The organism is Cytobacillus citreus (assembly GCF_018343665.1).
Classification (GTDB): domain Bacteria; phylum Bacillota; class Bacilli; order Bacillales; family Cytobacillaceae; genus Cytobacillus; species Cytobacillus citreus.
On sequence record NZ_JAGYPM010000004.1, the window covers coordinates 524048 to 550601 of the forward strand.

The 26554-nt window shown below is 37.4% G+C and carries 27 protein-coding genes and 2 pseudogenes; 16 read left to right on the forward strand and 13 right to left on the reverse strand.

The features are described from left to right. Positions 1-37 precede the first annotated feature (37 nt). On the forward strand, positions 38-310 hold the full coding sequence (locus tag KHA94_RS19070) for an HU family DNA-binding protein (RefSeq protein WP_213103698.1): 273 nt from the start codon (positions 38-40) through the stop codon (positions 308-310). Positions 311-525: 215 nt separating this feature from the next. On the opposite strand, the gene KHA94_RS19075 is transcribed toward KHA94_RS19070, so the two are convergent. Beyond that, a complete protein-coding gene (locus KHA94_RS19075; RefSeq protein WP_213103699.1) occupies positions 526-678 on the reverse strand; it encodes a hypothetical protein in 153 nt (50 codons plus the stop codon). Between the two features lie 239 nt (positions 679-917). Between KHA94_RS19075 and KHA94_RS19080 the strand changes: the two genes are divergently transcribed. After that, entirely contained in the window at positions 918-1406 is a 489-nt protein-coding gene (locus KHA94_RS19080) for a DinB family protein (protein ID WP_213103700.1), read from the forward strand. Positions 1407-2027: 621 nt separating this feature from the next. Here KHA94_RS19080 and KHA94_RS19085 read toward each other — a convergent pair. The 5 genes from KHA94_RS19085 to KHA94_RS19105 form a co-directional block, all read right to left on the reverse strand. Continuing rightward, positions 2028-2519: an OsmC family protein gene (locus KHA94_RS19085; protein WP_213103701.1), complete on the reverse strand. Its 492-nt coding sequence runs from the start codon at positions 2517-2519 to the stop codon at positions 2028-2030. Between the two features lie 109 nt (positions 2520-2628). After that, the gene (locus tag KHA94_RS19090; protein ID WP_213103702.1) at positions 2629-3285 is read right to left on the reverse strand and encodes a Crp/Fnr family transcriptional regulator; all 657 of its coding nucleotides are present in this window, start codon (positions 3283-3285) and stop codon (positions 2629-2631) included. A 142-nt stretch (positions 3286-3427) separates the two neighbouring features. Then, entirely contained in the window at positions 3428-3580 is a 153-nt protein-coding gene (locus KHA94_RS19095) for a hypothetical protein (RefSeq protein ID WP_213103703.1), read from the reverse strand. 485 nt (positions 3581-4065) lie between these two features. Next, positions 4066-4983 (reverse strand): hypothetical protein, encoded by a 918-nt coding sequence (locus KHA94_RS19100; RefSeq protein ID WP_420828183.1) that lies wholly within the window; start codon positions 4981-4983, stop codon positions 4066-4068. A gap of 121 nt (positions 4984-5104) precedes the next feature. After that, on the reverse strand, positions 5105-5680 hold the full coding sequence (locus tag KHA94_RS19105) for a sigma-70 family RNA polymerase sigma factor (protein ID WP_213103705.1): 576 nt from the start codon (positions 5678-5680) through the stop codon (positions 5105-5107). A 267-nt stretch (positions 5681-5947) separates the two neighbouring features. Here KHA94_RS19105 and KHA94_RS19110 point away from each other — a divergent pair. The 6 genes and pseudogenes from KHA94_RS19110 to KHA94_RS19130 all read left to right on the forward strand — a co-directional run. Beyond that, a pseudogene (locus KHA94_RS19110) lies at positions 5948-6297 on the forward strand (Tn3 family transposase); the annotation flags it as partial. 255 nt (positions 6298-6552) lie between these two features. Beyond that, a complete protein-coding gene (locus KHA94_RS19115) occupies positions 6553-7335 on the forward strand; it encodes a putative protein N(5)-glutamine methyltransferase (RefSeq protein ID WP_213103706.1) in 783 nt (260 codons plus the stop codon). Between the two features lie 396 nt (positions 7336-7731). Continuing rightward, entirely contained in the window at positions 7732-7941 is a 210-nt protein-coding gene (locus KHA94_RS26040) for an NAD-dependent epimerase/dehydratase family protein (RefSeq protein ID WP_249365608.1), read from the forward strand. A gap of 38 nt (positions 7942-7979) precedes the next feature. Continuing rightward, the gene (locus KHA94_RS19120; protein ID WP_249365609.1) at positions 7980-8549 is read left to right on the forward strand and encodes a sugar nucleotide-binding protein; all 570 of its coding nucleotides are present in this window, start codon (positions 7980-7982) and stop codon (positions 8547-8549) included. Positions 8550-8912: 363 nt separating this feature from the next. Then, complete coding sequence (locus KHA94_RS19125) at positions 8913-10970, forward strand: sigma-70 family RNA polymerase sigma factor (RefSeq protein ID WP_213103707.1); 2058 nt, start codon at positions 8913-8915, stop codon at positions 10968-10970. A 251-nt stretch (positions 10971-11221) separates the two neighbouring features. Further along, a complete protein-coding gene (locus KHA94_RS19130) occupies positions 11222-11593 on the forward strand; it encodes an iron chaperone (protein WP_213103708.1) in 372 nt (123 codons plus the stop codon). Between the two features lie 400 nt (positions 11594-11993). Here the strand turns inward: KHA94_RS19130 and KHA94_RS19135 are convergent, their stop codons facing one another. Together KHA94_RS19135 and KHA94_RS19140 are read right to left on the reverse strand one after the other, a co-directional pair. Beyond that, positions 11994-12317, reverse strand: a complete 324-nt coding sequence (locus tag KHA94_RS19135) for a TetR family transcriptional regulator (protein WP_249365610.1) — start codon at positions 12315-12317, stop codon at positions 11994-11996. Positions 12318-12547: 230 nt separating this feature from the next. Next, a complete protein-coding gene (locus KHA94_RS19140; protein WP_213103653.1) occupies positions 12548-13192 on the reverse strand; it encodes a cupin domain-containing protein in 645 nt (214 codons plus the stop codon). A gap of 442 nt (positions 13193-13634) precedes the next feature. Here KHA94_RS19140 and KHA94_RS19145 point away from each other — a divergent pair, with 442 nt between their 5' ends. The 4 genes from KHA94_RS19145 to KHA94_RS19160 all read left to right on the forward strand — a co-directional run bounded on the left by KHA94_RS19145 (position 13635) and on the right by KHA94_RS19160 (position 15777). After that, entirely contained in the window at positions 13635-14075 is a 441-nt protein-coding gene (locus tag KHA94_RS19145) for a hypothetical protein (RefSeq protein ID WP_213103709.1), read from the forward strand. Between the two features lie 112 nt (positions 14076-14187). After that, a complete protein-coding gene (locus KHA94_RS19150) occupies positions 14188-14604 on the forward strand; it encodes a hypothetical protein (RefSeq protein WP_213103710.1) in 417 nt (138 codons plus the stop codon). A gap of 95 nt (positions 14605-14699) precedes the next feature. After that, complete coding sequence (locus KHA94_RS19155) at positions 14700-14996, forward strand: YolC/YozM family protein (RefSeq protein WP_213103711.1); 297 nt, start codon at positions 14700-14702, stop codon at positions 14994-14996. Between the two features lie 523 nt (positions 14997-15519). Further along, positions 15520-15777, forward strand: a complete 258-nt coding sequence (locus KHA94_RS19160) for a hypothetical protein (protein ID WP_213103712.1) — start codon at positions 15520-15522, stop codon at positions 15775-15777. Positions 15778-15927: 150 nt separating this feature from the next. On the opposite strand, the gene KHA94_RS19165 is transcribed toward KHA94_RS19160, so the two are convergent. Then, positions 15928-17166 (reverse strand): IS110 family RNA-guided transposase, encoded by a 1239-nt coding sequence (locus KHA94_RS19165; protein WP_057776995.1) that lies wholly within the window; start codon positions 17164-17166, stop codon positions 15928-15930. A gap of 613 nt (positions 17167-17779) precedes the next feature. Here KHA94_RS19165 and KHA94_RS19170 point away from each other — a divergent pair. The 3 genes from KHA94_RS19170 to KHA94_RS19180 all read left to right on the forward strand — a co-directional run bounded on the left by KHA94_RS19170 (position 17780) and on the right by KHA94_RS19180 (position 19535). Next, positions 17780-18433, forward strand: a complete 654-nt coding sequence (locus tag KHA94_RS19170; RefSeq protein WP_213103713.1) for a DUF1801 domain-containing protein — start codon at positions 17780-17782, stop codon at positions 18431-18433. Between the two features lie 461 nt (positions 18434-18894). Next, a complete protein-coding gene (locus tag KHA94_RS19175) occupies positions 18895-19146 on the forward strand; it encodes a hypothetical protein (protein ID WP_213103714.1) in 252 nt (83 codons plus the stop codon). An 8-nt stretch (positions 19147-19154) separates the two neighbouring features. Continuing rightward, positions 19155-19535, forward strand: coding sequence for a retropepsin-like aspartic protease (locus tag KHA94_RS19180; RefSeq protein WP_213103715.1), 381 nt, complete (start codon positions 19155-19157; stop codon positions 19533-19535). Between the two features lie 374 nt (positions 19536-19909). Here the strand turns inward: KHA94_RS19180 and KHA94_RS19185 are convergent, their stop codons facing one another. Together KHA94_RS19185 and KHA94_RS19190 are read right to left on the reverse strand one after the other, a co-directional pair. Then, positions 19910-20113 carry a twin-arginine translocase TatA/TatE family subunit gene (locus KHA94_RS19185; protein ID WP_213103716.1) on the reverse strand — a complete coding sequence of 68 codons (204 nt, stop codon included), beginning with the start codon at positions 20111-20113 and terminating at the stop codon, positions 19910-19912. A 38-nt stretch (positions 20114-20151) separates the two neighbouring features. Beyond that, positions 20152-21984: a DUF4073 domain-containing protein gene (locus tag KHA94_RS19190; RefSeq protein ID WP_213103717.1), complete on the reverse strand. Its 1833-nt coding sequence runs from the start codon at positions 21982-21984 to the stop codon at positions 20152-20154. An 854-nt stretch (positions 21985-22838) separates the two neighbouring features. On the opposite strand from KHA94_RS19190, the gene KHA94_RS19195 reads away from it, so the two are divergent. After that, complete coding sequence (locus KHA94_RS19195; protein ID WP_213103718.1) at positions 22839-24287, forward strand: DEAD/DEAH box helicase; 1449 nt, start codon at positions 22839-22841, stop codon at positions 24285-24287. Positions 24288-24382: 95 nt separating this feature from the next. On the opposite strand, the pseudogene KHA94_RS19200 reads toward KHA94_RS19195, so the two are convergent. Further along, positions 24383-24538 (reverse strand): annotated as a pseudogene (locus KHA94_RS19200) (ATP-binding cassette domain-containing protein); the annotation flags it as partial. A 409-nt stretch (positions 24539-24947) separates the two neighbouring features. Continuing rightward, positions 24948-26198: an exo-beta-N-acetylmuramidase NamZ family protein gene (locus tag KHA94_RS19205; RefSeq protein ID WP_213103719.1), complete on the reverse strand. Its 1251-nt coding sequence runs from the start codon at positions 26196-26198 to the stop codon at positions 24948-24950. Positions 26199-26554 lie beyond the last annotated feature (356 nt).

A 26554-nucleotide genomic window follows, 5' to 3' on the forward strand; every position in this document is an offset into this window, starting at 1 on the left:
TATTTCTACATATACAAAAAATTTGAGGTGTATAAAAATGAATAAAACAGAATTAGTGAAAGCTGTATCTACACAGGCAGAGTTAACAATAAAAGATGCTGGGAATGTAGTTGATGCGATATTTGAAACAATTACTAACACACTTGCTAAAGAAGAGAAAATCCAATTTATTGGATTTGGAACATTTGAAGTTCGTGAACGATCTGCAAGAAAAGGTCGTAATCCACAAACAGGTGAAGAAATAGAAATTGCAGCTTCTAAAGTTCCAGCCTTTAAACCGGGTAAGGAATTAAAAGAAGCGGTTAAATAAATATTTGTTTTTTAATAGTTTAAATACTCTGGATTAGTTTCTAGAGTATTTTTTATTTTAATGCATAATTATTTCTAGTTCTGTTTTTCCAAACAACTTTATTGTCACTCATCACTATTTGGCAGTCAAAGCATTATACAGTCTTTAAAAAGCTTATCACTATTAAATGTGCTAATTTTTTCCCTTACATCTTTAGGATATAATTTTCAATATCTTTATAATAAATTTTTTCCATCTCTTGGTGACTTAAAATCTTTAATATTTAACTCCTCACCGTTGCTTAACTCTAATACTATAGTTATAGAGAAGCCCGATGTTTTCTTAAACACATCGTCTTCATTTTCTTTATAATACTCTTGGCTTGCCACCCAAATATATAATTCCCCTTTTTCTCTGTTGCTGCCAAGGATTTCGTAAGAACTGTATATTTTACCGTTTTTTATGGGTTTATTAAAAGCAGTTATAATCCTCAATTTTTTTCAGCGGATGAAGATAATTCTATAGGGTTTGATTCATTGTTCGAACCCATTAAAGTTGGAAATTAGGCAGGAGAATTCAAACGAGCACGGAAATAGAAAAGATATAATTTAAAGGGAGTGTGACTAATATGTCCCATGCTAAAGATGTTTTGGCCGATCAGTTTCTAGCAAATGCGAACGACCCTAGCTTTTACGTTCCGTTTTCGGAATCAGTAGCAAACTTGTCAGAGGAAGAAGCGTTTTGGAAACCCAACGATGAAAGTAACAGTATCGCTGAAATTGTGCAACATCTACTTTACTGGAATGAGACATGGCAAAAAAGGTACGAAAAATCTCATGTGAATGCTGTTGCGCCAATAGGTGATAATAATAAAAGCTTTATTGTTCCGGAAAATAAAAGATTTGCTGACTTAAAAGAGTGCCTCCTAGAGGTTCTGCTTCAGTGGCAAGATCTACTAACTGAAGAAAAGGTAGAAAGTGAAGTGAATGGTTTCCCAGTGACTGCAATGTGGTGGGGGGTTCTAGGAAATATTTCCACACATAACGCTTACCATATTGGACAAATTGTTTACATCCGAAAACAACTACAAAAAGGCTGGAAAACTAATATTAAATGAGTAAGTGAGACAACTTGCATTTCTTGTTGTATAGGAAATTATAATTTTCGCTATTTGTTGATAACTTGAGATATAGTTTATCTACGTTCAGCTCCAGCGCCTACCTCCGACGTACAGGACGTACTAGTGTCGACAATGCGACAGGATAAGGAAAGCTACGTTAGCGAAACATCGCACGACCAAAAGAGAAGCTTTTGGGAGGACGTCGCGCTTTTGTCGACCTCGAGGTCACAAGCTTGTCTAGTTACGGCTCCTAGGGACTCGCGTCATAAGCCGATCCCTTCCAGAAGACAAAGAACGTCTTCTTACAGGGCTCGTCTTATGCAGTCGTCCCTAAACAGTCGCCTTCACATTTCGATCAATCCTCCCAGAAAGGTAAAGAACACCTTTCCGAGAGGCTCGTCTTGTGCTTGTCGGAGGTGAGCAAAAAGGAAAGCTTCCTTGAATATTCATCGCAGGAACAATTTGTCCTTTAATTGTTCCGAAGGCGCTTGCGCATTTGTTCTTCCATAATACGAAGGGCGCTTTTCTGGAGAAAGAAAAAAGTCCAATTTCTCAATTTTTACTGATGAACTGTACCCCAATTGTTAGACACAGTCTAACAATTGAAGGTGCAGTTTTTTATGAAACAGTTACGTTTACGTCTGTTTTTAAACTGGCCAAGACCACTGATTTGCTTAAAGACTCGGCAACGAGTGTGTCAATCTCTTCTTTGGAAGCGGAGGTCTTTGCCTTGATAATCAGTACGGGATTCAAGATGCCGCCATCCCCTTCTTCCAATCCCAAAAATACTGCAGCATTCAAGTCTGCTTCAATATTCACCGTAACATCTTCCAAGGTAATTCCTTTTTGGCTTGCCAACACTTCAAAAGTGATCGCAAAGCAGCTTCCCGCGGCAGCAATCAGCATTTCAACCGGGTTGGGAGCCTGGTCTGTGCCTCCCAATGGCTGTGGCTCATCCATCATAAATGGCTCGAAATCACGTATTTTTACTTCGTTCCGGACACCGTCTTGCCATTTGATTGAAGCATGCCATTTTCTCATTTTTAACGCCGGATCAGATTGAATGGCCTCCATCATCTGTTGGACTGCCCTGAAATTGATATTATTCATCTTTATCTCCTCCCTGATTTTTTGTAGGATGGCTACACCATAACCATAACAGGGAGATTGGAAGCCTGTATGTAAGCGTCCTTACATGACGGCGCCAGCGATCCATTTGTTAAGTAAATGGATCTGCATGGATCCAGAGCCGATTTTGCTGCTGGCGAATTACTCCGTTTTGAATGTATTTATTCAGTAAGAATGTCACGGTTTCTCTTGTGGACGCAATCATTCCGGCAATATCTTTATGGGTCAAAAAATGGGGCAGCGGGTACCAGCCGTCCAGCTCCTCTTTCGGATCGGCCAATTTCCTCAGCATATTCATCAATCGCTCTTCCACTTTTTCATAAGCAACCTGCTCCAAAATATGAACTGTTTCATGCAGTTTATTCGAAAAATAATGAAGCAAAGCCATCGAAAGCTCCGGTGTATTCATCACTTGCTCCCTGATTTCCTGTTTCCGGACCTGCACAGCGGCAACATCTGTCAATGCCATTGCAAAAACATTACTTGATTTGTCGGTAAACACACTCGTCAAATCAATAAAATCCCCTTGCGATAACAGCCCCAGGACACATTCCTTTCCATGGTGGTGCACATGAAACATTCTTGCCGTACCGTCGACCAGTAGATAGATTTCATTGGTTAATTTTTTGGGAAAATAAATCTGCTCTCCCTTTTTAAAATAATGTTTTCTTCTTCCCATCCATTCTTCAACATACTGTTTTTTAAACAGGTGAGTCATATCGGAGGGATAAAGCTGATTCGTTTCCAATGGTACACCCCACTTTCGCTTTAGATGCTACGTTATAGTTTATCCCTTTCTCAAAAATATTGGGATTTAGCTGGGGAAAAGAAAAGTCAGAGGCGAAAAATTTTAAGAAGAAAGTAATGAGGAATACGTTCTGTAGAAGCCTTTATTTTATGCCCATCGTTTTCTGGATTCTGCGAATGTCTTTTTGATTCTTCCAAGTTTCTTCTTTCAAAATTTCCACAATGACTTCCGTATTTCTCAATTGGTCTTTGATTTCGCCAAAGTCCTTAGTATTTTGCAGCCGTAGCTCACTCAATTCAGCCTTCAGGCTCTATTGTTCCGTACGCAAAGCACCCAAAATCTTGCCGTAAAGGGGTAGTACCACATGCCCATCAAGCTAGAAATACCCCCAAAATGAAAATTTTATCCCTTCATAGTTGTCCATGGGAATTCAGCTCATTTTTTTCGTTTCGGGGTAACTCGTTCTTGTTAGCTTAATGGGTATGTAATGCTACCCCTAGAAGAAAAAAGAAAAACCCTCCTCTCATTGTTATAATTAGAACATCAGAGGGATTTAGGGCAAACATATCTGGTTATACCTGTTGCCCCTTATCTTTATTTAAAATTATTTAAAAATGAAATCGGGATAGTTTTTTATGAGTAAGTGTGCATTATGCCATGATGAAGTTGAGCTTGAAAAAAAGCCATATCGATAATCTTAAACGATTTTGTTTCGGGAATTGCACTATACAGCTTCTCAAGCGATGTTTTGTCAACCTCATTCGACTTCACTTGTTATTTCTACCATGGTGTTTCAGTTTTGTGTTCAATAACTTGTACTACTTTCGGTTCAATAGCTTTTAATAATTGTTCCGTTGAATGATTGTTTTTAGGAATCTCTCCATTTTGCTCAGCTTGAATTTGTCTTTCAACCTGTGTTTTTGCAATCACATCAATCACTTGTCGTTTAGAGACATTTTTAGATGCTGCAATCTCCACAACAGATTTACCTTTTGCTAATTCTTGTTTTAATTCTGTCGGGTTCATTTTTAGTAAAGAAAAGAGTTTTTCATCGTTTATAAAGGCATCAGCAGTATAATCGGGCATACCATTTGATGAGAAGAAACCTTCTACTCTAATGTTTGAAGGTGTAGTCTCACCTCCGATAAGAGTAACACTGATTGTATCGCCCTGAACAAATACCTGGTAGAACGGTGTTTTTTCTCCCTTTTTGATGTAATTCAACATAAACGTTTTTTGATCCGGGTTCTCCATTCGCTCCATAGCAAACTCGTACTCTTCGATGTTGCCATACATTTTATCAATGAGCAAATCTACCTTCGCCTTGATTTCCTGATCGGTTAAAGTAATGAGTGGCTTCTCCTTAGGCTCCCAATTCTCTAGATTCACGTGTTCAACCTCACCCGTAATACCGTTTGTATGAAGGGTAATCTTTTTGCCAGTTCCTCCTTTTTCCTGCAGTATGATGCTTGTTTGGACACCTTGAACGTAGCTTGCATCGATAATCTCAAACGATTTTGTTTCGGGAAATGCGCTATACAGCTTTTCAAGTGTTGCTTCGCCAACCTTATCCACCTTGACTTGTTCAGCAGTCATTGGTGTTCTAGTAAGCATTTCAATCAGCGGAGGGGCCGCAAATGCAGCGGTTGGAATCAAAATTGCAGCAGCAACTATTCCACCAATTAATCGTTTTTTCATGGTTATTTCGCTCCTTTTTCGTTGCAAATATTGAGAATATGATTGTTCTATTCGTTTGGAAATGGCCGTAGGGCACTCCATAGTTTCTGCCTGTTTGTGCAGATGTTCACGGATTTTACGTTCAATAGTCATTGATCTTTTCCATCCTTTCCGGGGGGAGAATCCATTTATTTTTTCGAAGCGACTGGAGGCCCGCATGATATCTGGACTTGACCGTACCCAGCGGAATACCGAGCAATGTCGCGATTTCCTCAAGAGTATAGTCGTGAAAAAAGCGGAGGATAATCACCGCTCGTTGTTTGTCGGTCAGTTTTTGGATTGCCTGCGATATCAGTTGGTTTGTCCCATCGATCAACACAGTAGGTTGATCCCAATGAGACTCTTCCCGTGAGAAGCCACGGATGCGTTCAAAAATTCGGAATCTCCGCCAGCTCTTGACCCGAAATCTCTGCACTTGACGGATTACCAATCCGTGTAGCCAAAAGTGGAAAGGACGGTTCGTATCGTAGTTAGCAAGTGAGGTCCACATTTGCATATAGATCTCATTCATGACATCTTCTCGATCCTGCTGATGATCCACCATAAAGGAGACTGTCCGGTAGACATCCTGATAGGTGGCATCATATATCGTATGAAACGCCTGTTGATCACCATCTTTCATTTTTGTGAGTAATTGGTACATATCTTCACTTTGCATTCAGAGGGCCCTCCTGAGTAAGCAGCTTACACACTATATTGTCTCTCTATCAGAAAAAGGTTCGGTTTTTTTCTTAGCTAATAAGAAAGTTTAAGTTTATTAGCGTACTAAAGTAAAGTGTGATTTCAATTAAATATCTGCTAATAAGATCGCATAAGAAAAACTAAGGCATCCGCCAAAAAGGACTTGGCGAACGCCAAGTTTTTCTAATTTTTTTGCAAACGGTTAAGTGCAAGAGGCTATCGGTCCGGAAAACACGACCCATTTGAAGTATTGCGTCGCCGCATACAACGTGGTTTAAACAAAGAAGAGGCAATGAATGGATCAGCCAGAGAGCTTTGATTTTTGGAAAACGTGGTGAATTAAGAGAGCGTGGTATACAAGATCAACTGCAAAGAGCTAGTGCATTAAATATATTAATCAATGCAATAAGCGTATGGAACACTGTGTATTTAAGTAAAGCTACAAAAGAGTTTAAGAAAAATGATGCCCTAAAAGAACGATTACTTCCACATATTTCACCTTTAGTTTGGGAACATATAAATCTTCCTGGAACATATAAATTTGATTCAAATAGATTACCAGTTAATTCATTAAGACCCTTAAATAAAAACTAACCAATAACATAAGCCCAATCCCTTAGCGTATAGGTATTTGGCTATATTTATGTCGAAATTTGCTTATCGTACAAAATTTCCGAAATGTTGGCAGTCCCCCATTATAGGGCGTAATCCTGGAACATGGATAAGCCTCATTTTTAATTTTAAAGCCATTTTGTTGAAGAAGGATATCTCCAATTTTTAACGAATACAGTGCTATAAATAAGCTTATCAAAAGTGGTGAGATAAATAGGAAAAAAATTTAATTTCTTTTTGGACAATGAAACGGAAAAATGTATAATTAACAGGCTTCGGAGCGCGGGTTGTGTTTTCGCAGAAGATGAGACCCGGTTACTTATCTCAGAGGCACGAACTCTAGAGGACCTCAAGAAAATGGCGGAAATGCGAGCCGATGGTTTACCTCTTGAATATATCGTTGGATACGCAGAGTTTTGTGGTTTGCGGATAGAAGTGGACCGAGGCGTTTTCGTGCCTCGCAAACGTACCGAGTTTCTTGTTCACCAGGCAAAAGCCCTGTCATGTTCTGGTGATATCGTCGTTGACCTATGTTGCGGGTCAGGTGCTGTGGGTGTAGCACTGGCTGCATCTTTAGGACGAGTTGAATTGTATTCTGTTGACATTGACCCTGTCGCAGTACGATGCGCTGGCCGCAACGTAACCGATTTCGGTGGCCATGTTTTTAAAGGTGACTTGTATAAAGCTCTGCCCTACTCACTTAAAGGCCATGTGAATATCCTAGTTGCGAACGTACCTTACGTTCCTACCGAGGCAATCAAGCTGCTGCCACAGGAGGCTCGCCTACATGAACCGAAAGTGGCACTTGACGGAGGAGAGGATGGACTTGACATTCAGCGAAGAGTTGCAGAAGAAGCAATTCTCTGGCTAGCACCGGGAGGACATCTTTTGATAGAGACGAGCGAAATGCAGGCACCTCAGACCTTTGACATCTTTTCAGGTGCTGGGCTTACCACAAAAGTGGCTAGAGACGAGGAACTTGACGCTACTGTCGTGATCGGAGCAAATTCTAGTTTTTAGAGTAAATAAGTACTTAGTCTTAATCACAAATGAAATGATAATTTCTTATCACTATACTAATAAACAAAAAATCATTATTTAAAGGGCAACGATTGTTTAACAATAATTAATAGGGTGATTCATATTATACATGACTAATATGTATCACTTTTTATATTTTATGACTTTTTTAGATTTAGGTCTTGATATTGTAATAAAGTCTGATCGTTTATAAAAAAGATTGATAATTCGTAAAAAAAGTTCGAGCAAAATCATGTAGTGAAAATTTCTTTTCTTGTTAAGCTCACGAGGGAGGAATGTTGGATAGGAAAGAGAATTTTTAGGTGGAAGAAATGATTCGCATCATAAGTGAAAGAAATGATATTTGTTTAAAAAAGTTTGTGGAGGGAAATGGCGATGCAAAAAATACTCATTATTGGAGCAAGTGGTCTTGTAGGAAAAGTTTTAATAAATGAATTTACTGATGAATATGACGTATATGGAACGTATTTTTCTTCGTTAACTAGCCTCCCTAATGAAAAGCAATTCCAATTAGAAGTTCAGCAAATAGATAAACTGAAGGAAATTACAAGGACAATTAAGCCTGACATTGTGATTTCTGCCTAAGAGGAGAATTTGATCAACAGCTTACGTTTCATAAAGAATTGGCTAAAGAATTACAAAATAATTGTAGTCGAGTTTATTTCTTTTCTACTACGAATGTATTTGATGGGGACTTCTCAAGATCCCACACAGAAACAGATATACCTATTGCTGAATCAGATTATGGGAAGTTCAAAATTAAATGTGAAAACAAGCTAAAAGAAATTTTGGATGAGCGAGTGGTCATTATCCGAATCCCGGCAATATGGGGGAAGGATTCACCAAGATGGAAATTAATCAATGAAAGCATAAAAAATAATAAAGTGATCGATGTGTACAGTAATCTCGTATGTAACAATCTTTTGGATGTACTGTTAGCAAAACAATTACGATTTATTATTGAACATGATTTAAAGGGAACATTTCATTTAGGTTCAGCAGATGTAATGACTCAAGGACAATTCTATGAACAAATTATAAGTAAACTCACAAGTGAAAAGAACCTATTACGATATCGTTTATTTCAGGATAAAGTCGATACTTGTTATTTTAGATTAATTTCAAATCGTGATGATATCGCAAGCACACTACAAAGTACGAATCAAAATATTATTTCGTACTTGCTGGAATAAACGGCAAGTATGATAGTAAGCTAACCGATGGCAATGTGTTAAACAAACGCCCCTAAAGTGAGCAAGCATTGTTATAAAAATTTATCTGTTTTCAAAAGAGTAGAATCCACTTTGATCGATCTTTTTCAAAATGGATTCTTTTAATTTGCCATTTTTTCCTCCATATCGAGGATTAAATAGAAGGAAGCAGCTGTTATCAGTTAGATAATAGACACATAGACTTACGAACGAATAAGAAGTTTGATATTCTATATATGAACCATTATTTATAATTTTTGTAATATATTGATAACAATTATTAACTTTCAGCCCAAGAAAAGTCGGGAGTGACAGTGAATTACGCTAAAAAGGGGGGACACGTTTATGATTCCAGCAAAAATAGAACCCATTTCTATCACTACAAAAAGAGAAAAAGGCTGGGACTCCATCGTCGATTGGTTCGATCAGCATAAACAATCGTTGTATACGCTTGGTTGGTCCTATCTTAATAATCAGCAGCAAATGGAAGAGCTTTTTTACCGGTCCATTTTACAAGTCCAAAAGGAGTTGCCTCGATTTAAAGGTAAAACACGATTCGAAACGTGGGTTACAGCCATTTTTATACATAACTGCCGGGAGCTTTCTAATGATAGAAGTTTACAAGCTTCAGAGGAAAGTGAACCACGTCAGGGTTTATTTAAAGCACTTGATCAATTGAAAGAGTATGAGAAAGAAGCCATGGTCCTTACCTATGTACAAGGATTCTCTCAGGAGGAAGCGGCACATCTTCTCCAAGTTTCAGCGGAAAAGATGAAAGAGATTTTGTTCTCCGGAATCCAGTCACTTAGAAATGAAATGAGGTCTGGATCAACCTTTAATGGCTGTAAGGATTATCAAAAGGATTACCTCGATTATTTAGAAAGAGCCATGGATCGGTCGAAAAAGATTGATTTCGAAGTACATATTTATCATTGTCAAGAATGTCAGGAGGATCTGGCTGCCTTTCAGGATGCCATGTTAACCATGTTAAATCTTACTGATAGGATGGAAGATTTGCATGTGCCATCTGGTTTCATGGAGAAGGTCAAAGATAAGCTGATAGAAAAGGAGAAGCGCAGACAACAGAAGAAAAAGAAACGTAAAAGAAAGGGACTTGTTTTTGTAAGTGTATTCGCATTATTGATCGGTATAGGTTTCTTTACTGGGGTGCTTCCTTACCTCTACTATACATGGACAGAAGAAGATCCGGAATTGCGGGCTTTTCTACAACAGGACCTTGGTCAAATGCTGAACCTGGAAGCGGAAAGCGATGGGGTGAAAATTAAGATTAAGAGCGCAATAGCTGATGATGTGCAGACGCTTGTTTTTTATGAAATAGAAGATACAGATGAAGACAACCAATATGTGATGAATTATGATGATGGGGTTTTTGTGGAGAACGAACATGAAATCATGAACCGTGTAACATATCCAAGGTACTATCCTCCTGACCTTGAATCAGATGTAAATAACAAGGAAAAGAACGTGTATCAAGGGAAGATTAGTCTGCCGCCACTGACAGCGGATAACGAGACAATCAAACTCAAGATCACTAAGCTTCATAAAATAATTCACGATTCCTCTATGCGTAATAGTTTTTGGCCTTACGAGAACAGTGAATTTAAAACAGGGGAGTGGAGCTTCGAGATCCCTGTAACAAAACAGCCTTCCATCGAATATGCATTGGATGGAAAAACAGAAGTAGAAGGGATTCCGGTTCGATTTGATAAACTAACCATGGCTCCAACAGCGACGATTCTGCAATTTGGTATTAATAATGAACAGCCAGGGAAGCGGATAAACGTTCTTAATTTTACCAATCTAAGAGTGAACAATAAAGAAATGAAACCTGATATGTATGGCAGCACTTATTTGGATTCCCAGCAAGACATAAATTGGACTACTTTTCAAACACACTTTGATCCTCTTTGCGGAGAAAAACCAAAAGAGGTAAACGTTCAATTTGGGGCGGCTTATTTTGAATTTGAAGACAAAAAATCCATCGAATTGGATGGTACTCAGGAATATCCTCAAACCTTTGAATATGCAGGCAGTACAATCTCGATAGACAATCTAGAAGTTGGACAGTTTACCGATATTGTCATAAGTAATCATGAAATTGAGAATCGAGCATATGAGAGGCTTCTATTCCATATTGTTAGTGAGGATAAAAATGAACCTAGTTCAATGGATATGAATTCTGAAGGAGTGCTCGTTGATAAAAATGGGGTAGAATATGATGTGAATGAAATGTCATATGAAGAAATTGAGCAGCCTCGTTATTTCCATACGGTTCAAAGTGCTCGGTTCCATGATATCGATGCGACCTCTGTGAAATTGGTTATTGATGGCTATAGCACAACGAAATATTTGGATGATGTTGTGAAGATATCTTTGGAATAACAGGTGAAGGAATGAGGTACTTCAGCCGGTATGTTAGATATTTTGGTCAGGAGAAAGAATTCTTATAAATCCTAGTGAAGAACAGGATATGATCATGATTGGAACGAACTGTACCAAGAAATACTTGATTATGCTTTAAGGCAATAGTATTTTTCAATTAACGGAGTCTTAGCGGTTCTGTGAGGAGTTTTAACAGAAAATGTGTTTGAGGTACTTCTCCGAATGACATAATTTTTTTAGGAGGGAACAACATGGAAGTTTTTGCAGAATATTTAGCGGGTATAGATAACCCTCAGCATCGGTCTCGAACGGAGGAAGTTTTGGGTTGGGTAACGAAGGAATTTCCAAATTTAATGCCGGTAATTAAGTGGAATCAGCCTATGTTTACCGATCACGGCACATTTATTATTGGTTTTAGCATAGCCAAACATCATTTGGCAGTTGCCCCTGAAAGAGCAGGGATTATTCATTTTTCTGATGAAATTGTACAGGCAGGCTATGAGCACACCCAGCAGCTGATACGTTTCCCGTGGGATCGTCCGGTTGATTTCTCATTATTTGGGAAAATGATTGAGTATAATATTTTGGATAAGGCAGACTGTTCCACTTTTTGGCGGAAATAAAAATAGGATACTGTATAGTGTATAAAAGTAACTTTATATACAACAGGTAGCTTTCTTTGAAAAATTTGAATCTGAAAATAATCAATCTTTTTTATAATAACTTAGCTAGTAGTTCTAGATAGAAGAAACTATTCTGATCAATCTTTGTTCAAAATAGTTTCTCTTTTTTATTGTTGCTAAATAAAGCTTTCTGCAATCCTTTTAGTTAAGCTTTATTCAAAAGCTACATTAGCACATTAAAATGTAAAACAAGCCAATCTTTGTGGCTTACCAATGGGAGGGCATATCTCTCTTCAAACTGCAATTAGGCACCCGAAATTCGTAAAATCACTTATATTGATTGGTATACCTTTTACGAATACAATACAATTTATTGCAAGGTGAAAGCATGTTCTTACTCTTATACTTGTCCCGGAAATAACGTATCCAAAATACGATTTGCAAATTCACTCCGGTCTTCTTTTGTCTCCTCTTTACCCAAAAAAATCAATTGAAATGCATGTTGAAAACAACTTCCCAGCAATAAATCCGCTACGGCTCTCGAATGCAGTTTGTCGTGGATTCTGCCAATATTTTGTTCTTTCAACAAATAAGCTTCTACCGCCTCATTTGCCCTTTGCGGACCTTCATTTCGCAGAGTAACCCCTTCTCGATGGCGAAGCAATATTTCCGGCTCCGAGAAAATAGAACAGATTAATGGCATCGATTTATGAAAATCCTCCAACGCAGCAAGAGCCACCTGTTCCAGATTTCCCCGTACGGTTTCTTTACCAACAAGGCCATCTTCTTGAATAATAGGTTAGATTGTATACCGAAAAGATTGTGAAAAAATGTACTTAAGCTAACTGGCAGTTTAGTTGAAGAAGCGAAATAACTCCTTCTTGTTGCTTTTGAGACAAACAGGTACACAGAAAAGGCATGGATTAGCCATGCCGATAGATTTATTTATTTAATTTATCTAAAGCCCCAGTATTGCTGATACTGACGCACGTAGGGATATTGTTGATTATATTGTTGTTGTTGATACTGTTGAATTAAATACTGCTGAGTGAAATTTTCGTTTTTACTATTGCAGTTTGTGTAAGGTCCTATAACTGTTGATGGTTTAACCGATTCAATTGCTTCTTTCCATTTATTTTCATCGAGACAGTAGGTATGTGCCATAATATTTGTAGGAGTAAATTTTAAAATGTCTGAACCAAAAACCACCTCTGGAGTTGGTGCATCAAAAATTGCTAAAAAGTGAGTGTTATCAGCAGTAGCCATTTGATAATGCCACCAACCTTGTGGAATGTTTGCCACTTGACCGGGGGTAATAGCGTAATTGAGAATTTGTTTTGTAAATGGGTTCAGCATCGAAACAGTTAGCTCCCCGGAAATACAATAGTTCAATTCGGCAGCATTTGGGTGATATTGCGGTTCTGCTACATTATTGGCACTTAGGAAAATGTCTAACAGAGATACATTTTCCAATGTATTTAACTGGTTCACACCTAATATGTTAATAAAGTTGTTGTCATCCTTTTTAAACAAGGGACTGTTATTTACGTCAAATGTGTATTGAGTTGATGGTGATGTGTAATCCATATATAAAGCCATAATTTTCTTCACCTCATTACATAAGTAGTTAAAAATATATAGGCATTTTATGTACTTAAAACATGTTCGGTGTGCAAAGTGATTGAGAATAAATTAGTGTGAAGTAGAAGAGAAGGTACTTGTGAAGCTACCATGAAAATAAACTTCTCTAACTTCGAAAAAAGGCAATACCAAAGAGACCCCTTATCCTTCGTTAAAAAAAATGGAAAGAGCTACAATTCATTGATCTATGGAATGGGTTGACTGGATTAAGGTCAGTATTAGTATTGGCGCTTCCTAATTATTTTCATACTCTGTGGTGCAGCACTGATTTTGTGCTGCATGGATGGCTAACGGGTGCGTTAATCTAAGAAGGGTTAACGCCTATTTTTGTTGAACTTATTGTACTAAAGAGGCAGTAGAGTTAAAGAAAGGGATGATTCAAAACAATAAGGGGGTAATTATGAAAAAGGCGTTAATTACTTTAGTTGTTTTAGGTGTTGGGATTTACTTCGTTATCGGGTTATTTAATAATAATCCACCTGAACCAAGTATAACTGTTGATAAAAAGAAACTAGAAGTGGCACGAGGTTCATATTGTTGGGATGGTTTATTTAATTCTATTTGTGCCGATACGATTTCTCCGCCAATGCTAATTGAACATCATGAAATTAAATCTGTGATTGTATCGCCTGAATCTGAATTAAAAATAGAATTTGAAAAAGAACCTAACGCAAATACATTGGGAGTAAATAGATGGCTTAATGATAACGAAGTGGAAGACGTTTCGTTAAGTAATAATGTTTTGATAGCACCAAAAGAAAAAGGTGTTTATATTTACGATGTCCATGCAAGTTGGGAAAAAGGAAGTTCGAGTTATGCTTTTGTAATTGAAGTTCGATAAGGCTTCTTGAAGTAACGGGTGCAATCCTTTAAAAAGCAGGGATTGCTCCTTTGCTTATTGAAGTAAGGGGTAGAAGAGTTTAAGAAGACATGGATTGAATTTAGGGGGATATATGAAAAAGAGATTAAAGAAAAAGCTGGGAAACAAATATAATCTTTTAAGGTATGTGCAAAGACAAATGTACAAACGAAAGGGTGGTGGACCAAAATACATTACCTATGAGGTTATAGCTATGGGAGAAGAAGATAAATCAGCTTTTACTGAAGGATATTGTCTCGATTTCCCGTATGTAACGTATTGGTTCGTAGAGGTTTATTATGAACCTGTCTGGAAGGATTATGTTGTTCAAATTTATCCTTGTAATAGAAAAGGTAGAATAAATGAGCGGAATTCTTTCGTTAGAATCGTCTCCTTTAAAAAGAAAGAAGAAATTATCGCAGTGTCTGAAAGAATTGTGGACGACATGAAGAATGATAATTTTATGAAAGAATTTTATACTTGTTATTATGAAGACTTCCTCTTTTATTGAACTAAAGGGGGCATTAACGGAAGAAAAGTTATACAGGAAACGGGTCAGGTTGCTGAAATATTTATAGCAAATAAAAAAACATCGGAGGTGCAAAAATGAGTGTAAAAAGCAAGTTTGGAATACTAATTTTAGCGTGTGTTGTTGTTGTATCTGCATTATTTTGGTATTCACCAAAAGAGCCATATAGTACAGAGGTGGTTGTGAATTCTGTGTTGGATAAATACGAAGTACAAAGCACTCAAATTGGCGTAACAGATCCAGTTATATGGATAGACGTATATGATAAAAATGATATTCCGAATGTGGAAAAGTATATAAAAGATAATTTATCTAAAAATGATTTAGAACACTATAAAGTCAAGGTGTTTTCTAATAAAGGAAGAACCTATTAAACCAGTTCTCAACAAAAGGGCGCGTTTCTGTAATAAGAGACGCGTCCTTCCTTTTGAAAAGGGCTAGTTAGTCATAATAACATTCTTCAATTGATTTGGATATTTATGTAAAAGATAATTTTGAAAGAATATACTTAAAGAAGCGAGCAAGTTAGTTTACCAAGGAATGTCTGCATCATATATAGAAATAAACAATAGACTCCAAGGTAATTTCATTAAAAGAGGAGGAATAAAGGTAAATGGAATTTTTAGTCTTTGGTGCTTGGCTTCCTTATTTCCTTATGATTATGGGTGGATGTTTAGTTTTAATGCTATTGCTTCTGTTCATTTCTAATAGGTATATTAAAAAGAAATTAAATCAAATAGAACAAACTAACAATCAGAGGTAAACCAGCTACTCGCTTTTTCCAAACTAAACCAGCTAATAAGAGCTACTCAGTTATTCCATTAAAGGGCGCAATTCTTGAAGAGGAATTGTGCCTTTTTCAGTAATAGGGCCATATTGCGGAAGGGAGAATGGATTATGAGAAATAAAAACATGAAATTATTTGGAATCCCACTGTTTTTTTTAGTGTTTGGTGTTCTTTTTTTAATATTGGGGTTTAATGGGGGAGAAACTGCATCGATTTTCTCAAGACCACCTGGCGCAACATCATGGATAACTTCGGGTGACGTAATCGATGCCTTCACATTTATTCCAATGATTATAGGTGTTTCTTTTCTAGTATTATTTATCAGCACTTTTTCTATATCATTTTATAAATGGATAAGGGATATTTAAGTATCCAATTCCACAAAACCAGCTAATAGTTTGTCAACATTTTTTAATAAAAAACTTTATTTATCCATGCTATACTTAAATTGTCCATGACAAATAACCTTCCGAATATACTGTTTGGAAGGTTTTTCATTTGATAGTTAGATGTAGTAGTTAAGCTATATCTTGGAAGGTTGTTTTGCTTTTCAATAAGGCATAGATCCAATGTAAGAGCTTATTCACACAAGCAATAACTGCAACCCTAAATGGTTTACCTTCATCGCGTTTTTTATCATAAAACTCTCGTAGTTTTTTGTTTCTTGCAATGATCTCATCTGTTGTCTTTTGCTTTCTGGTATCACGAATACCGCATCTTACAGCCATATATAGAGATCGTCTTAATCGGCTAGATCCTCGTTTAGTAATTTTGTTTTTTGTAGCTGTAAATCGACCAGAAGAGTAAACACTAGGGTCTATTCCTGCAAATGCAACTAACTTTTTAGGGTGATTAAACCTTTCTATCTCTCCAATTTCTGAGATGATTGTTGCCGCAATTTTTTCTCCGATACCAGGGATAGATTGGATAATCTTATATTCTTCCAATTCTTCAGCGAGGGCATCTATTTCAGCTGCTAACTTCGATAGGTGCTCTTCGTATTGAAGAACGATATTGATTAATATCTTAAGATTAAAGATGTGACTGTCGTACATATTATGTTGAAATGGATTTCTTTCAGCCGCCTCAATAAGTTTCTCTGCTTTCTCTTCAGCCCACTGATTTGATCGACTCTTACACAAGGATGAAATAATGTCGATTAACGCTGACTTTGATACTTTTAATACAGACTCTGATGTAGGAAATGTATTAAGGACATTTAAAGAGACTCTGGAATATAGAGCTCCAAAAACACCTCGATACTCAGGGAATACTTGATCCAATAGAGTTTGTAATTGTAATTTTGTTTGAGATGAGACACCTACAATTGCTTCCTGTTGTCTGGTGAGGTTTCTTAGATTTAATAACTGAATTCCTCTTTTTCTATGAGGCTCTAACTCTTCCTTGTAGAATAGCTCGCAAAGTTGGTACGCATCTACAGGGTCTGTCTTTACCTTTCTAAGATTGGCACTACGTGAGCGATGAGACACAAGAGGGTTCACCATAATATACACATAGTCTTGTTCATCTAAAAACTGGACAACAGGGGAATGATAAGGACCAGTTGATTCCAAGATAACCGAAGGTTTCATCCCCTCTGATGCTATCGTAACCTCCTTTAAGAAATCTAATAAACTATCTAAACCATCCAAAGTATGCTTTACACTAAAGCTTTTACGATAAGGTTTTCCTTTATCTAAAAAGGCTTGAACCTGACTCTCTCCTTTTGAAACATCCAGACCAATCACTGGATTCATTTATCAATCTCCTCCTAGAAATGAATTAGTCGGTAACCCCTAAACTCCTTGTAATGCCATAGGTTCGCTTGTTAAACGGGATCAATGTCCCAACCAGCCAGAAACATGTTTATACAAGTAGGGGGCGAACAGTTTTGCTGACGGGATCCAGTCCCACGGGCGCTACGTTCTACCCCGACTACCGCTATCATAAGACCTCATGAAAAAAGGTCAACCAGAAAAAACTGGCTGACCTTATATTACGAACGGGCGCGATTATTGAACAAGAAGTAAAGGAGTTATACATATTAGTCATGTATAATATGTATAACTCCCTATTTTTATGACTTTTTTTGATTTAGGTCTTGATAAGGTAATTAATTACCAATATTTTGCTTTTTATGTACTTGAAAAATTGGTGCCTGCCTCCCAGTGCAGTGATATTTTAATACGCTGGGGAGCGGCACCTCTTGTTAATTTGCAAATTTTGAAGGATTGTACTTTAGTGTTTCTGGAGATTAATTAATATATGTTTTGGCAGTATGATTATTAATCTTTCCAAGCCATGTCTGCTTGACACGAAACCAATTATTGTCCTATTATAAATCGAAAAAGTGAAGAGAGGTGTTTCTTGATGACCAATAGTAGAATGAATCCTAAGGTTTATGACTTTTTAAGTAAAGCTAAAAAGTGGAAAGAAGAATATGAGACGTTGAGAAATATCGTTCTTGACTGTGACCTGACCGAAGATTTTAAGTGGATGCATCCTTGTTACACGTTCGAGAAAAAAAACATCGTTTTAATACATGGATTTAAAGAATATTGCGCGCTTCTGTTTCACAAAGGTGCCTTGCTAAAGGATGCCCATGGGATTCTAATCCAACAAACGGAGAATGTACAGGCGGGGCGCCAGATTCGGTTCACTAGTGTTCAAGAAATCGTTGAAATGGAACCCATCTTGAAAGCCTATATTAATGAAGCCATTGAAGTTGAAAAAGCCGGTTTGGAAGTGGAAAAGAAAGAACATAAAGAATTCATCATTCCTGACGAGCTTCAAAATAAATTCGATGAAATGCCTACTTTTAAAACTGCTTTTGAAGCATTGACACCGGGACGGCAAAGAGCATACATTCTTTATTTTTCTCAGCCCAAACAATCCAAAACGCGAGTGTCAAGGGTTGAAAAATATATGCAGCAAATTCTCGATGGAAAGGGATTAAATGATTGCACTTGTGGACTATCTCAAAAGAAGCCCAACTGTGACGGCTCACACAAGAACATTCGATAAGAAAATAAATTTAAGAAATTACCTCACCTTGCGTTCATTCGAACTCCTATTTGGATCGCAGGCTTCACTCAATTCCGCACTTTTGTGTGCAGTATTTTTCTTTTCTTAATAACGTAACGTTGGCTTTAACACAATAAGAAATAAAATGAAAGAGCCTAAAATATGCAAGTTTTCATGCACTACTTGCTTATTATGGCTTTTTTTACATTCATAAAAGATACTACTATTAACAACATTTTTTATTTACCACTTTAGGTAACGAAGGGGATCGTTCATAGCCCATCCTATTAAAAAGCCGAAAAAAGCAAAGTTTTATGCCGCAATAATCCTGACTATGTTGCTTCCATCAAAACGTTATAAATCTATCTGGATATTTAAATTTTGGGGGCTGGACCTTTTTATTCTATTAGATTTATTAAAAAATGATATACTAGACACATTAGAACGAGGAGGTGTTACAAGTGAAATGGGAGCAAGTACGTGAACAATATCCGGAACAATGGGTGCTTGTCGAAGCAATCTCTGCCTACTCAAAAAATTCAATACGCTATCTTGATGAACTATCAGTCATTTCTAACTTCCCCGAATCAACTTTTGCATGGAAAGAATATAAGAAACTGCATTTAGCCGATCCTTCACGCGAATACTACATTTTTCATACTGATCATAAAACAATAGAAGTTAAAGAGCAAAAATTTATTGGGGTAAGGTGACGATTTCAATGAAGATTGAGATGTACGATGGATTACCTATTGTCTCCGTTTCTTTATCTTATAAGGGAAAAACAATGTTCTTACATAATGTACTTTTAGACACTGGGTGTTCTATGACGATTTTCGATACTGCTGAAGTAGAGTCAATTGGGCTTATAATTGATCGAAAAAATGGCAGACCGAGAAGAATGTACGGTGTCGGCGGAGAAAGCGAACTCTGTTATGAGCAAAATGTAAAGAAAATAAAAATCAATAACCATTTGTTGGATTCTTTTCCATTACAGTTAGGAATTACAAAAGAAACTTATGGATTTAACGGCATTCTTGGAATAGATTTTATGATTAAATCCGGTTCAATCATAGATTTTAAGAAAATGATCGTTAAGTAATGATCTGATGAAAATAACAACCTCATTTAGTTACATCACGGTGAACCGTATCATAAATAAATGAGGTTTTTTAATGACTGGTTTCCTTTGTCTATATATTAGAAAATGAATAAACTTATTGGAGAAAATGGGGAAAACTAGAAAGCGATACAGAGACACACGCAGCATCCATATTGCTTAAGTCCTATTGGACATGTATAAATTCTCACTAGCGTTGCATAAATACTGTCGTAATTTTCAGTTTAACTTTGCCCATTTATGATTCATCAAATTGAGTGGCAGTATGCTTGAATCGATGATATATGCCCATTAGTAATATCCCTAGTTAAAAAAAGAAGATGCGAGTTAAATGATTTACTCACATCTTACTAGATTTATATTATACTTTTTTCGTTCTTAATTTTCGATTGCTCTTGTTCTGGCTCACCATCTGAAACCAGATCTCGTGTTGAATTTTTAAATTCCTTTAATGTTGAACCGACTGCACGACCTAGTTCTGGCAATTTTGATGGACCGAAAACGATTAATGCAATAACAAGGATTAGTATCAAACCAGGAATCCCTATATTTTGTAACATTCTAAATTCCTCCTATTTATATAACATTTTTCAAACTGTTATTTATCGATTTGCACAATGTACTCCTGCATCCAACTGTTGGTTCTAAAATTCCGGCCTTTGATGACAACTTCATCCTCATATACATGTACTTGCAAGCCTTGATTAAAAGCGCCGCCTTCTGGGTGTATCATTTCTCCGGGTTCCGGATTCGTCGGCATCCATCCGGTTTGAATGGCACCGGCGTTAACGACTGTAATGCCTTTCTTATGACCGCCCGGTACTTTAACATTTACCGCCCAATCTGGCAATTCCAAAGACCAGTGTGAATGGCCCGTAAACACGAATACATTCGGGTAATCCCCGATAATATCCATAAACTCTGCTTGCCGCAGATAGTCTCCCAAATACGTTTTGTACGAGCCCGAGACGGTGTCACGAAGGACATGGTGGGTCGCGATAAAAACCGGTTTGGCTTCTTTCGAATACTTTTCCAATCGATCGCGCAACCAATTCAATTGATCATCGCTAAAATATACTTGGTCTGTGCTGAAATTTGCATGGTTTTCGTTACCCAATACTAAAAATGGAATACCTTGAACTTTTCGCTCATAGTATGGCTTGTCCACTCCAGCAAAATCATAAAAACGCTGAAACCTGACCTCTACGCTATCCTGTCTTCTGTACAAATCATGATTTCCCATGGCAGGAATGATATTGAAAGGAACTGCATTGTTATTTATTATATTGCGTACCGCGTCAAATTCTTCGGGATCGCCGAAGTTTGTAATATCACCGTTAATAACCAGCGCTTTGGAATAAGGGTTGATGATATTCATTTGCTTCAATGCGGTATCAAAATCCACGGTATCCCCTTGAGTATCACTAATGACGTTGAAAGTCATGATGGATTTTCTCGTGATGGAGATGTCTACTTTCAATTCCGAAATAACAGTTTCCTGACCATTGGCATCCGCTACGACAAGGTCTTTAATCGTGATGCTGCCAGTTTTACCTACTTTACCTTTCGCTTGTACGTTTAGTTTCGCAAGATTGACCGTCTTTCGTTGTTTTAAAGGATTTCCAGTTTTGAAGTTGACTACGATTTTATTTTTGGAGACTTCCTTCATCTGTGCTTGCAATCCCTCTTGCATTCCTGTCACATCATTAACTTTGAGAATGGATGCATCAAAATGAATGTTCATGCTTTTCGGTACAAAATCGCTGTATACTTCATTCAATCGAATCATGAAAGGAGTATGGGTACTCTCCTCAATAAATCCAGCATGCTGAACATCGGCTTGGACTAAGTCGATGAAAGAAATATCCGCAGGAATGTTCACTTCAATTTGACTTAAGCTGACAAACGCATTGCTTGCCGCTGCGTTCTTCTCCCCGGTAACAGTTACTTTTACTTTATGTTTCCCCGCTTCAAGTTCAGGGCTTTCATAATAAACACCTGTTTGTCTACTAGGGGCATACAAGTCTGCTTTTTGTTCAGGTCCCCCGTCAATAGAGATAGCGGCAATCCCGTCTCCGGGATCTTTTTCTCCCAGTAGACGGAAATGATCTCCTATAAATTCAAATTCAAAGTAGACGCCTGGTTTATTGTTAACAGAGTGCGAGGACCAATGATCCCATCCTGTACCTTGGAAGTTAACTTTGAACAAGCCTGTCCCTTGTTCAAGATTCGATATCGTGATGACATTACTATTTGCTGCAGCAAGGGCTGTTTGCCCTCCATTCAATTGAAAACCACCAAACGGTAAAAGCGAGAAGCCGAGGGCAAGTCCAGCTGTTTTCGTTGTCCCCTGTAAAAAATCTCGTCGATTCATTTCTTTTTCAAAAACACCACTATTTTTATTTTTTTTCTGTGATTTGTCGTTTTTCATAATGTTGATCCTCTTTTCATCACAAATTATTAACCATTTCAACTGCAGGAAGATACATCAGTTTCATTTCGACGATGTTTAGAAAATACTTTTAAGTTAAAGCTTGATGTTTATAACAATTATTTATCCTCCTACTTTAATGAGACTTCATAAGTACATATCTAATTGTAAATGGGACGTGTTAATGAAATATAAATATAAGTAAAGCACACGTAAAAAAAATAAAACAAAATAATACAAAACATTTTATATTGTTTTAGTTGGACATGAGAAGAAATTAAATTGAGGGGATTTTTAAGTTTTTTTTATGATAAACAGTTTTATAAGATTTTTATGGAGATATATAGCGATCAGATTCTCTTCTATTCTTGTATTCCTATACAAAACTAGTCATAGTTTCGCGTATTCCCACCCCTTTTACAAAGCTTTAGTAAAATGGGTTCTAGAGATTTTCCGAGCTGAATATTCGATTTTTCGTAGGTAAACCCTTATAGGTTAAATGGCCCGATTGTTGAACAAAGGTCAAACAGCACTCTTCAACTATCCTGCCCGTTTGAAGAAGAAATAATTTATACAAAGAATAGTGACCGTTTTGGTTACTATTCTTTTGTGTGCAATGATAAACAATTAAGTAGTGTTGTGGACAAAGTAATTCTGTCCGCGGTGTTTAATAACTACTAAAATTGTAGAATGTTGGGAATGTAAAGAGCAAAGGGAAATCTTAACGAAAAGTCTTTTAATAGGAGCATTTATTCATTTGCTAGGTGGATATTCGCGTATAATAGTAGTTTGTATAAGGTAATGATCTTTACGGAAATAATAAGAAAAATAATCTAAATAAAAGAGGCTTAGTTATGTGTAAAAGAAGTTTTAAAGATTTTAAATTAAGTGAAGAAATAGCAAACGCACTGGACAGTTTACAATATGAAAATCCAACAGATGTACAGAGTAAGGTCATACCTCTTGTGTTAGAGAAGATCGATCTTGTTGTGAAATCGCAAACAGGAAGTGGAAAGACGGCATCATTCGGGATTCCTATTTGTGACATGATCGATTGGAAGGAAAACAAACCTCAGGCGTTAATTTTGACACCGACGAGAGAACTTGCTGTTCAAGTAAAAGAGGATATCACGAACATAGGCAGATTTAAACGAATTAAAGCAGCTGCGGTTTATGGAAAACAACCTTTTGTCATTCAAAAAACTGAATTAAAGCAAAAAACACATGTAGTCGTCGGAACTCCGGGCCGTGTGTTAGATCATATTGAAAGAGGTACTCTAGCGTTAGAACGGATTAGCTATCTAGTTATTGATGAAGCTGATGAAATGTTAAACATGGGTTTTATTGAACAAGTAGAGGCAATTATAACAAAGCTACCCACAAATCGAGTGACGATGCTATTTTCGGCTACTTTACCAGAGCAAGTCAAAAACCTATCACTTAAATATATGAAAACACCTATCGATATTGAAATAAAAGCAACTGGACTCACCACAGTTAATATAGATCATTCTCTTTTTGAAGTAGAAGAAGACAATAAATTTTCTATGCTTAAAGATGTAACGATTGTTGAAAATCCAGATAGTTGCATCATTTTTTGTCGAACAAAAGATCGAGTAGATGATGTGTGTGAGCAGTTAACGGATTTAGGTTATAGCTGCGATAAAATTCACGGTGGGATGGTACAAGAAGATCGGCTGGATGTGATGAATGATTTTCGAAGGGGAGAATTCCGCTATTTAATTGCTACAGATGTAGCCGCTAGAGGAATTGATATTGAAAATATCACACATGTCATCAACTATGATCTTCCATTAGAGAAAGAAAGCTACGTCCATCGTACGGGAAGAACGGGACGTGCGGGTCAGAAGGGGAAAGCCATCACGTTTGTTACCCCATTTGAGGATCGATTTTTAAGTGAAATTGAAGAATATATTGGATTTGAGATCCCGAACATAACCCCTCCTTCAATAGAAGAGGTTTCAAATAAGAAAACTGCCTTTGAAGCAAAAATGAGTGTTGAACCAACGATTAAAAAGGCAAAAAATGAACAACTAAACAAACAAATCATGAAGTTATATTTTAATGGCGGGAAGAAAAAGAAGCTAAGGGCAGTAGATTTTGTTGGAACGATTGCCAAAATCGAAGGAGTAACAGTGGAGGATATTGGCATTATTACAATACTAGATACTGTTTCTTATGTTGAAATATTAAATGATAAAGGTCCGATTGTGTTGAAAAGGATGAAAAACACGACAATAAAAGGTAAGTTGTTGAAAGTATATGAAGCTAAAAAGAAGTAAAACGAAACAGAAAACCTCATTTAGAACAATTACGGTGAACCGCATTATAAGTAAATGAGGCTTTATCATAGAAAATTTTGTGAAAATATTAAGTATGTTGACAGGGTATTCATTAAGGTTATTTCCCCAGAGCCAGACGGCCCCATAATCGCCGTGAATTCACCCTGTTCAATCTTCAAATCAATATTTTTTAACACTTGTGTTTTTCCGTAGGATTTCGACAAGTTCTTTGTTTGTATAATTTTAGTCATTTTTTCGTCCTCCTTCACCACCTTACTATACCGACTAATTTGCCCCTCAACCATCGATATAACAACATCTAAAGTGACATTTTTTGTCATGTTGAAAGAAAAGAGAAAGCGGCTTGACTGAATCGGGTGGCGATACATACTTTATCTACAAGGCATATCGCCCAACGATACGATAGTACAAAATGAACAACGATATGGTTTTAAGCAGTATCTTCTTCCTGAGGCTTAGTCATATCGCGTAACGATATAATCTCATTAATCGTAATCCAATATATTTATATCGTTGAATTATTCAGCAAAAACCGCCTATTATTTCCCCAGAAATACAAACATCGACTAGATTTCTGATTTTTCTACTTTAATCTCATACTAAAAAGAGGCCTTCTGAAAAGAAGGCCCTTCACACCTATTAATATAATAAATACTTCTTACGAACCTCGTTAAATTGATCTAGACCAGCCTGCCATGATGCTTTCATTTCTTCAATACTTTTGCCAGCTTCAATATCAGCGCGGATGGAGCCATTGCCGACAAGGTTATCAAAGAAGGAGATTCCTGCTGCACTCGGTGCTCTAAATTGGAATTCGTTTGGATACATATCATGGATTGTTTTTACGATATACAAACCTGTTTCAAACGGCTTATAGGAGTTTCGGTCCGTAACATGAATTTGAATTCCATGGCTTAACACATTCGCATGCTTTGAGAAGGTCGGTATAAACGATGCCGCTCGGAAGGTGACACCAGGTAATTGGTACGAGTTTAACTTTGCAGCCAAGTTGTCGCTATTGATGAACGGTGCTCCAATCAATTCAAATGGTTTTGTTGTTCCTCGTCCCTCGGAAACATTGGTTCCTTCAATGAGGGCAGCCCCTGGGTAGACAACTGCAGTTTCTAATGTTGGCATGTTTGGTGACGGAAGGACCCATTCTAATGGCGTTTCATTGTAGTACATGTTCCGTTTCCAGCCTTCCATTTCCACAACTGTTAAATCGGCACCAATTTCAAATTCGCTATTGAAAAGCTTGGCTAGTTCCCCAACTGTCATCCCGTGGCGGACAGGAATCGGATATTCTCCGATGAACGAAGAGTACTTATCCTCGAGCACAGGTCCTTCGACTTTTGTCCCACTGATTGGATTCGGACGGTCAAGAACAATAATTGGAATATTGTTCTCTTTTGCTGCTTCCATCGCTAGTGCCATGGTGTAAATATAGGTGTAAAATCGTGCCCCCACATCTTGGATATCAAATAACAATACATCGACATTGCTTAGCATTTCAGGTGTAGGCTTTTTTGTCTTTCCATATAGGCTGTAAACAGGAAGTCCTGTTTTTTCATCCGTATATTGTTCGACATATTGACCCGCTTGTGCACTTCCACGAACACCGTGCTCAGGCCCGTAAAGAGCAGTGAGGTTCACTTCGGGGTTGTTGAAGAGTAAGTCTACGATACTCGCAACGTTCTGATCAACTCCGGTTGGATTGGTGATCAAACCTACACGTTTATCTTTAATCAAATCAATTTGATCCTGTAACAAAACCTCGATGCCCAAACGGAACTTTTTATTCTTTTTCTCTTGATCGTTCTTGGCCATCGTCGCAGAAACGGTAGACAGTAGTAGAACAAGAACCAATAAACCAGTTAACAACCGTTTCAAAAGTACCCCTCCTCACCTTTATCGCAGATTAACGGGCTGTAAGACCCCCACTTCAAGAAGTTGAGTTAAGAATAAATTTCTAAGTGGGGGATCAACAGCCCGTAAAAGCCCGTATGATGAACACAGACTAAAAGCGCCACATCGTGTGGCAACGTCTGCGTGACCCACTTCGTGTGGGCCGCAACTAACAACCAGTGGGGGGATAAGCAGACTAAGAACGCGACGTCCTGTCGCAACGTCTGCACTAGCACATCCTGTGCGTCGAAAAACCCCCACTGATTGAAGTTTCACTTTATCTAACCAGCTTAGGGAAAATAGCAGAACTCTCAGAGTTAAAACTAAATTCCCTTTAATAA

Coding starts and splice junctions, on each gene's coding strand:
- KHA94_RS19100 (WP_420828183.1), bottom strand. CDS start 4,983: ATGAAAAAACGATTAATTGGTGGAATAGTTGCTGCTGCAATTTTGATT.
- KHA94_RS19195 (WP_213103718.1), top strand. CDS start 22,839: ATGTGTAAAAGAAGTTTTAAAGATTTTAAATTAAGTGAAGAAATAGCA.
- KHA94_RS19170 (WP_213103713.1), top strand. CDS start 17,780: ATGACCAATAGTAGAATGAATCCTAAGGTTTATGACTTTTTAAGTAAA.
- KHA94_RS19070 (WP_213103698.1), top strand. CDS start 38: ATGAATAAAACAGAATTAGTGAAAGCTGTATCTACACAGGCAGAGTTA.
- KHA94_RS19165 (WP_057776995.1), bottom strand. CDS start 17,166: ATGAATCCAGTGATTGGTCTGGATGTTTCAAAAGGAGAGAGTCAGGTT.
- KHA94_RS19080 (WP_213103700.1), top strand. CDS start 918: ATGTCCCATGCTAAAGATGTTTTGGCCGATCAGTTTCTAGCAAATGCG.
- KHA94_RS19190 (WP_213103717.1), bottom strand. CDS start 21,984: ATGAAAAACGACAAATCACAGAAAAAAAATAAAAATAGTGGTGTTTTT.
- KHA94_RS19155 (WP_213103711.1), top strand. CDS start 14,700: ATGAGTGTAAAAAGCAAGTTTGGAATACTAATTTTAGCGTGTGTTGTT.
- KHA94_RS19105 (WP_213103705.1), bottom strand. CDS start 5,680: ATGCAAAGTGAAGATATGTACCAATTACTCACAAAAATGAAAGATGGT.
- KHA94_RS19160 (WP_213103712.1), top strand. CDS start 15,520: ATGAGAAATAAAAACATGAAATTATTTGGAATCCCACTGTTTTTTTTA.
- KHA94_RS19145 (WP_213103709.1), top strand. CDS start 13,635: ATGAAAAAGGCGTTAATTACTTTAGTTGTTTTAGGTGTTGGGATTTAC.
- KHA94_RS19140 (WP_213103653.1), bottom strand. CDS start 13,192: ATGGCTTTATATATGGATTACACATCACCATCAACTCAATACACATTT.
- KHA94_RS19130 (WP_213103708.1), top strand. CDS start 11,222: ATGGAAGTTTTTGCAGAATATTTAGCGGGTATAGATAACCCTCAGCAT.
- KHA94_RS19180 (WP_213103715.1), top strand. CDS start 19,155: ATGAAGATTGAGATGTACGATGGATTACCTATTGTCTCCGTTTCTTTA.
- KHA94_RS19185 (WP_213103716.1), bottom strand. CDS start 20,113: ATGTTACAAAATATAGGGATTCCTGGTTTGATACTAATCCTTGTTATT.
- KHA94_RS26040 (WP_249365608.1), top strand. CDS start 7,732: ATGCAAAAAATACTCATTATTGGAGCAAGTGGTCTTGTAGGAAAAGTT.
- KHA94_RS19125 (WP_213103707.1), top strand. CDS start 8,913: ATGATTCCAGCAAAAATAGAACCCATTTCTATCACTACAAAAAGAGAA.
- KHA94_RS19150 (WP_213103710.1), top strand. CDS start 14,188: ATGAAAAAGAGATTAAAGAAAAAGCTGGGAAACAAATATAATCTTTTA.
- KHA94_RS19085 (WP_213103701.1), bottom strand. CDS start 2,519: ATGAATAATATCAATTTCAGGGCAGTCCAACAGATGATGGAGGCCATT.